The sequence below is a fragment of the Scatolibacter rhodanostii genome (assembly GCF_900197595.1).
Classification (GTDB): Bacteria; Bacillota; Clostridia; order Oscillospirales; family Acutalibacteraceae; genus Scatolibacter; species Scatolibacter rhodanostii.
In genome coordinates this window covers 61,461-74,867 of sequence record NZ_FZLO01000007.1, presented here as the reverse complement: position 1 = coordinate 74,867, position 13,407 = coordinate 61,461, and the positions used below count along the sequence as shown (strand labels likewise).

At 41.3% G+C, this 13,407-nt stretch carries 13 protein-coding genes; all 13 read right to left on the bottom strand.

Going from position 1 to position 13,407, the window contains the following annotated elements; genetic code table 11:
- Positions 1 to 2: 2 nt before the first annotated feature.
- Positions 3 to 1,373: a dihydropyrimidinase gene (gene hydA, locus CS931_RS12035; RefSeq protein ID WP_099206134.1), complete on the bottom strand. Its 1,371-nt coding sequence runs from the start codon at positions 1,371 to 1,373 to the stop codon at positions 3 to 5.
- A 66-nt stretch (positions 1,374 to 1,439) separates the two neighbouring features.
- Positions 1,440 to 2,636 (bottom strand): ABC transporter substrate-binding protein, encoded by a 1,197-nt coding sequence (locus CS931_RS12030; protein ID WP_099206133.1) that lies wholly within the window; start codon positions 2,634 to 2,636, stop codon positions 1,440 to 1,442.
- A gap of 48 nt (positions 2,637 to 2,684) precedes the next feature.
- Complete coding sequence (locus CS931_RS12025) at positions 2,685 to 3,491, bottom strand: ABC transporter permease (RefSeq protein ID WP_099206132.1); 807 nt, start codon at positions 3,489 to 3,491, stop codon at positions 2,685 to 2,687.
- Positions 3,488 to 4,315: an ABC transporter permease gene (locus CS931_RS12020; RefSeq protein WP_242964991.1), complete on the bottom strand. Its 828-nt coding sequence runs from the start codon at positions 4,313 to 4,315 to the stop codon at positions 3,488 to 3,490. Before CS931_RS12020 ends, CS931_RS12025 begins: the two co-directional genes overlap by 4 nt.
- A 2-nt stretch (positions 4,316 to 4,317) precedes the next feature.
- A complete protein-coding gene (locus tag CS931_RS12015) occupies positions 4,318 to 5,118 on the bottom strand; it encodes an ABC transporter ATP-binding protein (RefSeq protein ID WP_099206186.1) in 801 nt (266 codons plus the stop codon).
- 131 nt (positions 5,119 to 5,249) lie between these two features.
- Positions 5,250 to 6,404 (bottom strand): iron-containing alcohol dehydrogenase, encoded by a 1,155-nt coding sequence (locus tag CS931_RS12010; RefSeq protein WP_099206131.1) that lies wholly within the window; start codon positions 6,402 to 6,404, stop codon positions 5,250 to 5,252.
- Between the two features lie 14 nt (positions 6,405 to 6,418).
- Positions 6,419 to 7,744, bottom strand: a complete 1,326-nt coding sequence (locus CS931_RS12005) for an aminotransferase class III-fold pyridoxal phosphate-dependent enzyme (protein ID WP_099206185.1) — start codon at positions 7,742 to 7,744, stop codon at positions 6,419 to 6,421.
- Between the two features lie 160 nt (positions 7,745 to 7,904).
- Positions 7,905 to 9,062: a PucR family transcriptional regulator gene (locus CS931_RS12000; RefSeq protein WP_099206130.1), complete on the bottom strand. Its 1,158-nt coding sequence runs from the start codon at positions 9,060 to 9,062 to the stop codon at positions 7,905 to 7,907.
- Between the two features lie 231 nt (positions 9,063 to 9,293).
- Entirely contained in the window at positions 9,294 to 9,968 is a 675-nt protein-coding gene (locus CS931_RS11995; RefSeq protein WP_242964990.1) for a response regulator transcription factor, read from the bottom strand.
- Positions 9,969 to 10,002: 34 nt separating this feature from the next.
- Entirely contained in the window at positions 10,003 to 10,686 is a 684-nt protein-coding gene (phoU, locus tag CS931_RS11990) for a phosphate signaling complex protein PhoU (RefSeq protein ID WP_099206128.1), read from the bottom strand.
- Positions 10,686 to 11,444 (bottom strand): phosphate ABC transporter ATP-binding protein PstB, encoded by a 759-nt coding sequence (gene pstB, locus CS931_RS11985; protein ID WP_242964989.1) that lies wholly within the window; start codon positions 11,442 to 11,444, stop codon positions 10,686 to 10,688. Before pstB ends, phoU begins: the two co-directional genes overlap by 1 nt.
- Positions 11,445 to 11,499: 55 nt before the next feature.
- Positions 11,500 to 12,462: a phosphate ABC transporter permease PstA gene (pstA, locus tag CS931_RS11980; RefSeq protein ID WP_099206126.1), complete on the bottom strand. Its 963-nt coding sequence runs from the start codon at positions 12,460 to 12,462 to the stop codon at positions 11,500 to 11,502.
- On the bottom strand, positions 12,455 to 13,390 hold the full coding sequence (pstC, locus tag CS931_RS11975; RefSeq protein WP_099206125.1) for a phosphate ABC transporter permease subunit PstC: 936 nt from the start codon (positions 13,388 to 13,390) through the stop codon (positions 12,455 to 12,457). Before pstC ends, pstA begins: the two co-directional genes overlap by 8 nt.
- Positions 13,391 to 13,407: the final 17 nt, after the last annotated feature.

Sequence of the window (13,407 nt, the reverse complement as noted above, 5' to 3'; positions counted from 1 at the left end):
TTTTATACTTGATTGGGTATGCGCTTGATAAAGTTTCCGTATCCGGGTTCTCCGACAAATTCACCTTGATCATAGACCAATCTACCCCTGACAAATGTCTGCACAGGGTAGCCATGAACGGTAATACCCTCCCAAATGGTATGGTCATAATCAGAATGCATCGCTTCTGTCGTGATGGTAAAGTCAAGATCAGGGTCATAGATGACAATATCGCCGTCTTTACCTACCGCTAAAGAGCCTTTACTCTCACAACCAAAGATTTTGGCTGGATTGGCAGCGCACAATTCTACCGCGCGGTTAAACGAAATCTTGCCCTCATTGGCAGCGGAAAGCATATAGGGGTACAAATTCTCTACACCGGCACAGCCATTGGGGATTTTGGTGAAGTCGTCTTTTCCCCAGTCTTTTTCATAACTTTGGAACGGACAATGGTCGGTTGCAACAGTATCAATATCACCATTTTGAATGGCTTTCCACAGTGCCTCTTTGCTTTCTTCGCCTTTCATGGGCGGAGAACAGACAAAATTTCTACCATCTTCTCTTTTGTATACATCACTGGTAAATTCCAAATATTGGGGACAAGTTTCGATAAAAATTTTGTGTCCCTGCCGTTTGGCTTCTGCGGCAGCTTCAAGCCCTTCTTTATCTGCCATATGCACGATATACAGCGGCGCATCGACTGATTTAGCCCAATGCACAGCTCGCTTGTCAGCCTCTGCCTCGACAAATTCAGGTCGAGAAAGGTAGTGATACCAAGCTGAAGTTTTTCCCTCTTTTAAGAACTTTTCAATATTCATGTCAATTAAATCAGGGTTTTCAGCATGAATATTGGTGAGTGCCCCCACTTCTTTTGCTTTTAAAAGAATTTTGACCAATGTGCCGTCATCCACCATCATGCCCTCTTTTTTATAGACCAGAAAGCACTTAAAGCTTGTAATTCCCTCATCAACAGCTGCTTGAAATTCGTCTAAAATTGTGTTGTCATTCAAATCGGTGATAATACAGTGAAAAGCATAATCGACACAAGCTTCGGGGTCACACATTGCTTTTCTCTCACGAATCGTTTCCAAAATCCCCTTGCCTTTGCGCTGCATGGGATAATCAAACACGGTAGTCACACCACCGCAAGCGGCTGCACGGGTTCCGGCCAGATAGCCGTCTGCTGACTGCGTGCCTCCAAAAGGCATCGCCAAATGTGTATGTGCATCAATTGCACCGGGTAACACTAGCTTGCCTGACGCATCAACCACTTTATCCGCTTTTATATCAAGATTCTGACCAATGGCAGAAATCACTCCGTCTTTTACAGCAATATCGGCTTGAAAACTTTCTGAAACCGTAACAATTGTTCCATTCTTAATTAATAAAGTCATACTATACCTCCTTTTGAACGATATCGGAATGTGTTAAAAACACACTCCGTATTCATTCTTTTTTTATTAGCCACCAATTTTATAAGCTAAAACCAAACCTGAGCGCTGGTAGACCTGTGCTATTTCTAATAGATTCATGCCGCCGGCATTGGCAGCAATTAAGTTTGAAACCCATGTGACACCAAAATCAACTTGACCCGTATAAACAGCGGTTGTTTCGCTGATATCTCCGCCGCCCGGAACAATCGTGACATCCAAGCCTACTTCAGAATAATACCCTTTGTTCAGTGCTACATAATATCCCATAAACTGAGCCTGTGGTAACCATTTGATTTGAATAGAAACCTCTTTTTTCTCTGGTGTACCCAGTGCTTCTTCTGAAAGCATAGCAGCTTCCCAATAAGACTTGTCATAAACATCGTCAGCTGTCATGGCTGCCAATTTTTCGGCTGCAGCAGAGTCAGAAAGTTGAATATATTTTTGCGCCAGCTCTAATGTCGAAAACATGGCTTCTTCATCAATGACACCATAATCTGTAACTGTTTTGCCGTTAGTATCGGTCTCTACCAATTTTTTAACTTCAGAGGCCATATAGCTTTGGTGTTCACTAGAAACCGATGAACCATATTGATAAACAATTTCGGCTGCTTCTTCCGGATTTTCAACAGCATATTTCCAGCCCTTCATAGAAGCGGCAATAAAGGCTTTGACCGTGTTAGGGTTTTCTTCTGCAAAGGTGCGCGTGGTGAAAATATTGTCCTCCAACATCGCTACACCTTCGTCATTCATATCAATGTATTTAACGGAATCTCCGTAGCTATATCCACCGTCATAATCATTTTTGATAAGACCTAATTCGTTATACGTCATGGCAGATGCTAAGAGAATTGAATCGTCATCAAAACCATCCATGTCAAAATTCTGGCTTAAATATTGAATTGGTAAATCATATTTTGCGAGCAGTGCCTGCACTTCATATTCATTGCCAAGGCCCCAGTTGCCTACCTTGCCTTGATCAGCAGCATCTTTGATGATACTCTCTACCGTTGCATCGGCACTATAGTATTTGCCTTCTTTCAAGACTGCTTCTGATTCTTGAGAGACAGTTGAAGCCACTGATGATGAGGCAGCAGATTCTGCCTTGGAAGATACACTGGATGACGGAGTCTCTTCTCCTGCACAAGCAGCTAAGCCAAGCGTGAGTGTTAGCGCTGTAAAGAGAGAGACAAAACGGTAAGCTTTCTTTTTGAATACTGATTTCATAATTCTTCCTCCTAAATTAAGTGATTACGGTTTTTATGATGAATTGGTTTATCGGCGTTTTTTCAGAACAGCATGTTCAGCAATTAATAATAGTACATAGAGTATAATTCCTACTAAACAAGCTACGGTAATGTATGACCATGCTGTGGCATATTGTGCCAAAACAATATTCTCTCGAATTTGCCGTCCCACTCCAATAATAAATTCTGCAAAATATTCGCTGACCAATGCACTGATGACAGCACCCGGTACACTGATTCGCAGCGCGGTAAAGATATATTCCACACTATTGGGCAGTCTCAGTTTAGAAAAAATTTCCCAGTTGCTGGCTGCCAATGATTTCATTAAATCTTCAGAAAATGGTTTGACGTTGGTTAAGCCTCTATACGCATTCACACTCATGGGAATCATCGAAGTTAAGGTTACAACAAGAATTTTTGCTACCATACTTCTAATTTGAGGCTCATCACTAATACTCTTTGTCAGATTGTTTAAAATGGGTGCAATGGCGATAATTGGAACAGCATTAAAGGCCGAAACAATGGTTAGACCTCCTGAACCCCACTTTGGAAAAATCGCTGCTAACACACCAAGCAAATATCCTAACAATGAACCAAATAACAATCCACCTAAAGCAGCGATTAAGGTTGCCCCGGTATTTTGCAAGATAGTGGGAGAGTTGTCTAAAATGATACGAACAATTCTGCCCGGCAGCGGCAACGTGAAAACATCTGTGCCAATCAATTTATGTAACAATTGAGTCTGCCATAGAATCATAATGAAAACACCAAAGAGAACCGGAGCAAGAATAGCAGAAAAATCAAATTTAGAGAGTTTTTCTCTTATATTTTTCATTTTATCTCCCCCTTCTTCTTGTTTTTGGCGTAAGGTGAAGTTATCTTTTCTAACAAGGACATTAGGTTATAACTTAGAATGCCAATGGCTGCACTAACAAAAACAATTTGCCAAAATACATAAATACTCATCGCATGCTTGAGTGACTGCGAAAGAAGTGTTCCCAAACCGCCGCTTCCTTGTAGGGTATCTACCAATATGGAAGCAGTAATCGCCATAGGAGCGGCAATTTTAAGACCCGAAAATAAATAAGGTAGGCTGGTCGGCAACAGCAATTTTTTATAGATCTGATAACGACTTGCTGCCAGAGAATACATTAAATCTTGCTTCTCTTTTTCTACCGACTTAAAGCCCGCCAATGTATTGGTTGCTACCGGGTAGAAAGTCAGGATAGCGGCGATAATAATTCGGCTTTGGTCAATATCTTTGGTAATCGCCAAAATAATCGGTGCCATACCCAAAATAGGAATCATCTGAATAATCATTAGATACGGAAAAATGGTTTTCTCAACAATTTTGAATCGGCTCATCAAAACTGCCAGCAAAAATCCAATAGCTGCTCCAATCACAAGACCAATTCCGGCTCTGAGCAGTGTAACACCGGCATTTGAGAGAACCAACTGCAATGCTGTTTGCGAACCATTTATCAGTTTTGTGCTGAACATAGAACCAAAAATTTGATAAATGTGTGGTAAGACATTTTCCGGAGTTCTTTTCGTGAATCCCACTATTGTGGCACCTATCTCCCACACAGCGATAAAACCAAGAACCCAGACAACGGTTACCATTTTGGAGGATGACAAGACTTTTTTGATTTTCCCCACGCTTACACCCCCTCGAAACTGCTTCTCACCTTTGCCACTAAAGCGCCGAATTCGGCTTCATTTTTAATGTCGAGTGTACGGGGACGAGGTAAGTCAATGTCAACCACAGCTGATACACGGCCCGGATGCGGAGAGAGTACCACCACTTTATCTGATAGAAATACAGCCTCTGAAATGTTATGCGTTACAAAAACAATGGTGGTTTTTGTCTTTGACCAAATCTCCAAGAGATCTTCATTTAGTTTTTCTTTGGTGAATTCATCTAAAGCGGAAAATGGCTCATCCATCAGAAGAATCTCAGGGCGAATCGCAAGTGCTCTGGCAATTCCCACTCTCTGCTGCATACCGCCACTGAGTTCTTTGGGGTATTTGGAACCAAAATCGAGCAAGCCGACCAAATCCAACATTTCTGTTACCATTTTGGTTCTGTGCTTCTTGGGCAATCCCATCAATTCCATTGGCATACAGACATTGCGTCTGACTGAGCGCCAGTCATACAGCACGGGGCTTTGAAACACAATGCCGTATTTTTTTTGCAATCTTACATCCCGTGGATTTTGCCCTCTCACAGAAATCTCTCCTGACGTTGGCTGCTGCAAATCAGCAATGGCACGCAGTAGTGTTGTCTTGCCACAACCAGAGGGACCCACTAGTGAAATAAACTGCCCACGTTCTATGGTTAAATCGACATTTCTAAGTGCTTCAATAATTTCTCCGTTTGCCGTATTGGGGAATGAAATGGAAACGTTCTCTACTTTGATTTCTGCCCCAACAGCAGCTTCATTATTTTTTTCCCAAGTCATGCGCGGTTCAACCGCCGTTTTTCTTCCAAACATGTGAATACCTCCAAATAAAAAAAGCGCAAGGTTATTAAGATAACCTCACGCCATTGTAAGAGCTGTACTATTTAATTCGTAATGATTTTTGCCTTATCTTACTGCCACAATTTTTTGTAAATAATAAGTATATCTTCTACTTGAATTTCTTTCCTAGTGTTGCCTGGGCTTCCGCTTTTCACGGCGTCCTGCGCCATTTTCTCAGCTGCCTGCATAAATTCACCTTCATCTATGCCATATTCAGCTAACGTCGGAATTTCTAACAGTTTCATTAATTCTCCCAGTGCGGTAAAAAATGCATTGATGGCAGTTTCTGTGCTGTCAGACTCTTTGGCAACGCCAATTGTTTTCGCCATTGTCGCAAAACGCTCTGGGCAGCCATCTACGGCATATGAAAGACATTCTTTAATAAGCATGGCATTTGAAATACCGTGCGGAACATGAAACAGAGCACCAATCGGCCTGCTCATGCCATGTACCAAAGTAACCGATGAATTGTTGATACAAATACCGGCTTCATAAGCCGCCACGGCCATTTCTTCTCTGGCTGTTTTATCTTCAGTCTGTTTATAAGAAATCGGTAAAAAGGTGAAAATTCTTTTAATCGCATCCAAAGCCCATAAGTCGGTTAATGTACTGGCTTTCTTTGATGTATACGCTTCTACTGCGTGGGTAAGGGCATCCATACCCGTTGCGGCAATAACACTCTTAGGTGCTGTCAGCGCATAAAGCGGGTCAATGATTGCTAGCTTTGGCAACATATCATCGCCTCTTAGCAACATCTTTACTTGCGTCTTTAAATCGGTAATGACAGAAAATTTTGTAGATTCAGAACCCGTACCTGCTGTGGTAGGAATCAGCACCATCGGCGGAAAATCACCCTGTATCTCTTTGCCTACATAATCCGCGATTGCTCCGGGTAACACCGACATGGCGGCAATTGCTTTGGCACTGTCTAACGGGCTGCCGCCGCCGATTCCAATAATAAAATCGCTGGCCGACTGTCTATAAGCCGATACACCTTCTTCAATCATCACATTTGTTGGCTCTCCTGTGATTTCGTCAAATACACACGATTCAATTCCCCAATTGGACAAGGCTTCTTTCAGCTGTGAAACAGCTCCTGAAGCACCAACGTGTTTACCGGTCACAATAAAAGCTTTTTTACCCATCTCTTCTATTGAATCTTTGGCAGAAAAAATTGCCCCTTCACCCACCAGTGTTCGTACAGGCATTGTAAACGAATAAGTCATTTTTGGCCTCCTGTTTATAGAATCATCTGGTCTACATCATACAGAACTTCATTTAATTTTTCAAGTTCTTCTTTTAATTGTGCTTCTGTGATGATAAGCGGCGGTGCCACCAAAATCATATTTTCATGTGTGTAAGTCATAAAGCCCTTGGCAATCAGCTTTCCGTTGATTTTCTTCATTAAGCCTTCTGTGTCCTTGCCGTACGGCACAAGCGGTTCTTTAGTTCCTTTGTCACGAACCAGCTCCACAGCTGAGAAAAGTCCAATATAGCGAACATCACCCACACACGCATGTGTTTCTTTGAGTTTTTCAAGCGTGTCACCCAGCACTTTGCCAACTTTGTTGACATGTTCTAAAATGTTATTCTCCTCATAATACTTGATACAAGCGTTTCCAGCTGCACAAGCTAAGGGGTGACCGCTGTAAGTAAGCCCACAAGAGAGAACGTGATCATCAAAGTAACCGGCAATTTCTTTTGATACTGCCACGCCGCCAAGAGGGACATAGCCACAGGTAACACCTTTTGCAAAGGTCACCATATCAGGCTTAATATCAAAATGCTCGAAAGCAAACATTTTGCCGGTACGACACCAGCCTGTCATGACTTCGTCACAAATTAGAAGTATGCCGTATTGATCACATAGTGCTCGCACTCCGGGTAAATATCCTTTAGGGGGAATCAGTACACCGTTAGATCCGGTAATTGTTTCTAAAACAATAGCGGCGATGTCATTCGGGTTTTCATATTGAATCTGTTCTTCTAATTTGGCAAGATAAAAAGCAGAGGCTGCTTCTTCTGATTCAAACTGAACCGCTTCACGGTAAAGGTAGGGGTCAAAGAACTTGACAAACCCCGGCACACCTGGCTCAAGCGGATAACGTCTTGGCTCCCCTGTCAAATTGCCTGCTCCAAAAGAAGAGCCATGATAACTTCTGTAACGGCTAAACACCTTTTTGCGACCTGTAAACATACGAGCCATCTTAACTGCGTTCTCATTCGCATCAGCACCCGCATTGGTGAAAAAAACTTTTCCCATCGTATCAGGCATTAAGCTGACAATTTTTTCTGCAAGCAGTGCTCTGGGTTCTGCCGCATAAGACGGTGCTATAAAACAATATTCATCTGCCTGTTTTTTGATGGCCTCCACAATTTCACGGTTGGCAAATCCTAAATTCATATTCACAAGCTGTGAGGACATATCGGTATAGCGATTGTCATCAAAATCCCAGAAATAAATGCCTTCTCCTTTTTGAACAGGAAGCGGGTTGGTTGCTGCCTGCGCACTCCAAGATTGCAAGTTGTATGTCTTAGAAATTCTTTTTATGTTTTCACCTGTCATCATTATTCACACTCCCAAAATAGCGAAAAGCAACAGCACACAAGCGCCATTGCTTTGTTTTAACCGTTATTTTTCTATGTGCTCTAGTATATGTGATTCTTCTTTAAAATGCAAGTGTCATATAGCCAATCTTTCATGTGCATTTGCACAATATCGTTTTTTAAATCATCTCTTTTAAATATAAACCGATAGAAAGCATGGTTTTTCCATCCACCTCAAATGGATTTTGCCCCGTTATAGCGGCTATCTTTTTCAGTTGATTCGTCACTGTATTTCGATGAATATACAGTTCCTTAGAAACCTCATTTAAATTCGTATTGTTTTTGAAATACACCTGTAACAGTTCTATTAAGTTGGTATCATTCTCCAAATCGAACTGCACGAGCTTTCCAATTGTTTCTTGATAAAAACTGCGCAAAACGCTCTTATCTTTAATTGCATAAAAAAGTTTGTAGATTCCCAAATCTTCATAATAAAGAAAGGTCTCTTTTCTTCGATAAGCAGTATCAACAGCAGACAACATTTTTTCAAAGTTCCCATTCTGCTTGCCAATTCCTATTTGACTAGGGCTAATTCCTATAGAATATCGTAAAGACGGAAATTTATTTTGCACCGCCTTTGCAAATTCCGAGATAAACCATTCAATGTCTGTTGGTTCATGATTGGTCAGCACAAATACAACTTGCTCTTGATAGAGAAACGACACAAAAGTTTCATGACGGGATTTTGCAATTTTCTCTCCCATCATTCGAATTGCCTTTTCTTGGTTATCATCTGCCGATTCCAAACTCTCTATGCGAACCCCCACAAAACAGTATTGATCATCTCTTAAATAGCCATAGCGCTCCATTTGTGCAATTTGACTCTCGCGGTCGCCCACATTGAAAATAATGTTTTTGAGTGTTGTTGCCATCGTTTGCACAGCCTGTTCTTCTTTCATAATCTGAGAACAAAAGTCGCGTGTCATATCAACCATTCTGGTTTTCCACGGAATTGTAAAAAGCGGCAAATTCACTTCGTTGCAATAGTTTAGCACTTCTTTAGGAACTTCATGGGTATGCGGGCCAATATTCACCACAAATGCACTGGCGTGTGCCTGATGTAAGCTCTGTGTAAATTTTAAAAGCCATTCGGAATTTTGCCCCATAATGCCAGCAGTAAACACCAACTCATTGCCGTGCAAGAAAGAAATAACGTCGGCATCTTCTACAATGTGAACCCACTGCACCAGATTGCTGACCCCTTTTTCTCCCGCCACCAATTTCATGTCATATAAAAATTTTCCGCTGTTATATAGCTTTTTTACGATAACTGCCATGAAGCTCCCTTTCTTGCAAAAGCATTTTGAATGAATTGTTTTTTCTTATCATGACCACTTACTGGCTATTTATCTCATTTTCTTGGAATTAATCATAACAAGAATGCAACTAAAATAATTACAACATAGAAATAATAATAAGTTATTCTAATAAAAATACCTCGAAAAGTCAAACAGTATTGCCTACTGTTATGTTTCGAGGTCTATATTGCTGTTATTCTATTTATCAATTTATGCTTCAGAAAGTTTATATCCCACTCCTCGCACGGTCTCAATTAGTTTTCCGCAATCACCCAGTTTTTGCCGCAGTGTGCGCACGTGTACATCTAACGTGCGATTTTCTCCGTCAAAACCATAGCCCCAAATTTCACTAAAAATTTTATCTCTTGTCAGTACAGAGGTCATGTTTTCCAGTAAAATGCAGAGCAAGTCAAATTCTTTTAATGTCAGGGAAACCATCTCGCCCTTTACCGTCACCAAATGCTTGGATGGACACACATAAAGATCTTGAATACGATATTCTTTATGCTCTTCTTTTCCTGTCCGTCGCAGCAAAGCTTTCATCCTAGAAATTAACTCCATCACACTAAATGGTTTGACAACGTAATCATCTGCTCCACTATCTAACCCAATAATTTTGTCATATTCTGTTCCCTTGGCCGTCAGTAAAATGACAGGCAGACTTTTGCTTTCTTGTTTGGCTCTTATTTTTTTCAGCACGGCAAGCCCATCCTCTTCCGGAAGCATAATATCAAGCAATATCAAGCTTGGCTGCTGCTGTGCCATAGCCCCCCAAAACTGAGAAGGCAGCGCAAATCCCTCTGCCTCCATGCCTGAATTCCTCAGTGCATAAAGCACAAATTCCCTGATACTTTCCTCGTCTTCCAATAAATAAATTAGGCCCATTGTACCCTCCATAATTCGCCAATACTACTCATTTCTACTCTTGCTGACCTGTGATGGAATAAATTACACGCTCACAAATGTTAACAGCATGATCCCCAATTCTCTCTAAGTATTTTGCAATCATAATCAAATCAATTGCTTTTTCACCGTTTTCTATGTCGGTTCTGATAAACTTAGTCAAATCCTTTTTGACGATGTCAAAATAACCGTCTACCACGTCATCTTGTGCGATAACTTCTCTCGCCAGTACTAAATCTTTTTTGACAAATGAATCAATGCTGCTCGTGACCATGTGAATGACTTCTGTTGCCATATCTTTGATATGCACCTTACTCATCACGCTGTCTTCTGCCACAAACTGTGAAATTTCTGCAATGTCTGTTGCTTGGTCACCAATACGTTCCATATCAATAATCATTTTTAGTGTGGCTGAAATCATGCGCAAATCACTTGCTACGGGCTGTTGCTGTAAAATCATCTTCATGCATTGCGCTTCAATGTCCCGCTCTTTTTGATTAATTTCGATTTCAATTTCTGCAACTTTTCCCATAAAGGCTGTTTTATTTTTGACAACCTCTGGTTCTATTGTTCCCGAAAAACTGCTGTCATATTTTAAAAGTCCCTGTATCGCTAGCGCAATGGATTCTTCACACAATGAACCCATTTGAATCAGCTCCGTGTGTATCAATTCCAACTGTTGATTAAATCTGGTTCTCATTAGCCAAACCTCCCCGTAATGTAATCCTCGGTTCTCTTGTCTGTCGGCATTGAGAAGACCGTTTCGGTCTCTCCCATTTCAACCAGCTCTCCCAAAAGAAAAAATGCCGTCTTATCAGAAATACGTGCTGCCTGCTGCATATTGTGGGTTACAATTAAAATGGTATAATCTTTCTTTAGCTGCGTAACCAAATCTTCAATTTTAGAGGTTGAGATTGGGTCAAGTGCGCTGGTCGGTTCATCCATCAGCAAAACATCGGGCTGAATAGCCAAGGCTCTTGCCATACAAAGTCTTTGCTGCTGTCCACCCGAAAGTCCGAGTGCACTCTTTTTCAAGCGGTCTTTGACTTCGTCCCAAATAGCAGCATCACGAAGTGCTTTTTCTACAATTTCATCTAACTGCGCTTTATTTTTCAATCCATGTGTACGAGGTCCATAAGCAACATTATCGTAGACGCTCATAGGGAACGGATTGGGCTGCTGAAATACCATGCCAATTTTTTTTCGTAAAATCGTAGTGTCTACCCTGTTATCATAAATATTTTCATCATCTAACAAAACCTCACCATCAATACGCACACCATCTACCAAGTCATTCATGCGGTTCAACGTTTTTAAAAAAGTGGATTTTCCGCAACCAGATGGTCCAATAAAAGCGCTGATTTCTTTTTCAGGTAAAAACACATTAATATCTTTCAGTGCATGATTCTGACTGTAATGTAGATTTAAATTCCTAACTTCAATCTTATTCTTTACCATATATTTTATCCTTTCAAAAAGGTGATTATTTGTCTTTACATTCTTCTTTTCATCTCTATTTTTTCTTGGCGCTACGGGCGACATTGGCGCTACGAGCGACATTGGCGCTACGAGCGACATTAAAACGATTTGTCAAAAGCTTCGTGATTAGATTTATAATAAGAACAATAGCAATTAGAATAACGGCTATGCCAAAAGCGGTGTCATATTGACCTTTTGACATACTCAAATAAAGCTGCACAGATAGCGTTCCGCCTGATTCCAAAACTTTTGAAAGCCATTGCCCGTTCTTTGGCAAAAAATACCCGCTTCCGGCGGTAAACAGGAGCGCTGCCGATTCTCCTACAATTCTGCCGATTGCCAAAATAACGCCAGTGATAATCCCCGGCATAGCAGAGGGCAGCAAAACAGTGCGAATCATATACCATTTTGTAGTTCCTAGCCCCAGTGCCGCACTGCGATAATTGAGTGGTACTGTCTTCAGTGCTTCTTGCGTATTACGGGTAATCAGCGGCAAAATCATTAAAGTAAGTGTTAATGAGCCAGTCAAAATTGAGTATCCCATTCCCAGTGTAATTCCAAAAAGCACCATGCCAAAAAGTCCGTATAAAATTGAGGGAATACCCGCCAAAATTTCAGTGGTCATTTCAATCAACCTGACAAATCGCCCTGGCTTTGCGTATTCGTTTAAGTAGATTGCTGAACCGATTCCAATAGGGGTGGCCAAGACCAAAGTAATCACAATAATATATAAGGTGTTGACGATATTACCCGCAATGCCCGTTGTGCCTTTCACGGCACTTGTGACGGTGGTGACAAATTCAGGTGTTACCGCACTAATGCCTTTGACAAGAACATAGCCAATAATACCAATCAACAACAGTACAGATACCGATGCAGAAAGATAGATGAGGACATAGACCGCTTTATCAATCATTCTATTGTTTTTCTTCATAATGCTGTTATTTTCTGTCGTGCTCACTTTAAGGCCTCCTATTGCCAAAGATTGATCAGACATCTACTCCACTCCCTTTTTTCAGTAATTTGGTCAGCAAGATATTAATGACCATGATGAATACAAAGAGTACCAATCCAATGGTGAACAGTACTTCTCTATGCGTGTCAGCTGCATATCCCATTTCGCTGACAATGGCTGTGGTTAAGAATCGAACCGAATTGAACGGAAGAGGAAAATTCACCGAGCTGCCTGTCACTAAGCTGATTGCCATTGCTTCGCCAATAGCACGACCCACTCCCAGCACAATCGCTGTAATAATCCCCGATTTTGCCGCTGGAATCTGTACCTTGAAAATGGTCTGAATTTTTGAAGCGCCTACAGCCAAAGAAGCCGCTTTCAACTCTTGTGGAACAGCTCTTAGAGCCGATTCACTGATATTAATCACCGTGGGCAAAATCATAACTGCCAAAACCAAAATAGCTGAAATCAAGTTAGCACCACCAGTAAATTGATGGGTTGTTGAACCTTTGAAAATAGCCAACTCAATTTGATACATAAAAGGATTCAGAATCATCAGACCCAAAAGTCCATAAATGACAGAAGGAATGCCTGCGAGCAATTCTACTGCGGGTTTTACGATAGCTGCCAACGGCTTGGGTGCAACCTCTGATAGAAAAACAGCTGTCAGCACCCCAATCGGAACGCCAATTAATACGGCAAATGCTGTGCCGATAATAGAGGTGAGAATCACATATAAAATACCATAATGCGGTTGTGCCGCTGTCGGACTCCAATCACTGCTGAAAAGAATCTCTAAAATACCAACCTTTGTTAGTGCTGGTGTGCCATTCATAATCATATAGGCTGTAATGGAAGCGACTCCTAAAACAGCAAAAAAAGCACAGACCAAAAAAATGGTTTTGGCTACCGTTTCACTAAGACGTCGATTTTTCCAATTCCCTATAATAGAAGTTGTTTTATTTTCCAAGTGTTATGACCGTCCTT

Excerpts from the sequence above, each read along its gene's own strand:
- hydA (WP_099206134.1), bottom strand. The coding sequence starts at position 1,373 with ATGACTTTATTAATTAAGAATGGAACAATTGTTACGGTTTCAGAAAGT.
- CS931_RS12030 (WP_099206133.1), bottom strand. The coding sequence starts at position 2,636 with ATGAAATCAGTATTCAAAAAGAAAGCTTACCGTTTTGTCTCTCTCTTT.
- CS931_RS12025 (WP_099206132.1), bottom strand. The coding sequence starts at position 3,491 with ATGAAAAATATAAGAGAAAAACTCTCTAAATTTGATTTTTCTGCTATT.
- CS931_RS12015 (WP_099206186.1), bottom strand. The coding sequence starts at position 5,118 with ATGACTTGGGAAAAAAATAATGAAGCTGCTGTTGGGGCAGAAATCAAA.
- CS931_RS12010 (WP_099206131.1), bottom strand. The coding sequence starts at position 6,404 with ATGACTTATTCGTTTACAATGCCTGTACGAACACTGGTGGGTGAAGGG.
- CS931_RS12005 (WP_099206185.1), bottom strand. The coding sequence starts at position 7,744 with ATGACAGGTGAAAACATAAAAAGAATTTCTAAGACATACAACTTGCAA.
- CS931_RS12000 (WP_099206130.1), bottom strand. The coding sequence starts at position 9,062 with ATGGCAGTTATCGTAAAAAAGCTATATAACAGCGGAAAATTTTTATAT.
- CS931_RS11995 (WP_242964990.1), bottom strand. The coding sequence starts at position 9,968 with ATGGGCCTAATTTATTTATTGGAAGACGAGGAAAGTATCAGGGAATTT.
- phoU (WP_099206128.1), bottom strand. The coding sequence starts at position 10,686 with ATGAGAACCAGATTTAATCAACAGTTGGAATTGATACACACGGAGCTG.
- pstB (WP_242964989.1), bottom strand. The coding sequence starts at position 11,444 with ATGGTAAAGAATAAGATTGAAGTTAGGAATTTAAATCTACATTACAGT.
- pstA (WP_099206126.1), bottom strand. The coding sequence starts at position 12,462 with ATGTCTGATCAATCTTTGGCAATAGGAGGCCTTAAAGTGAGCACGACA.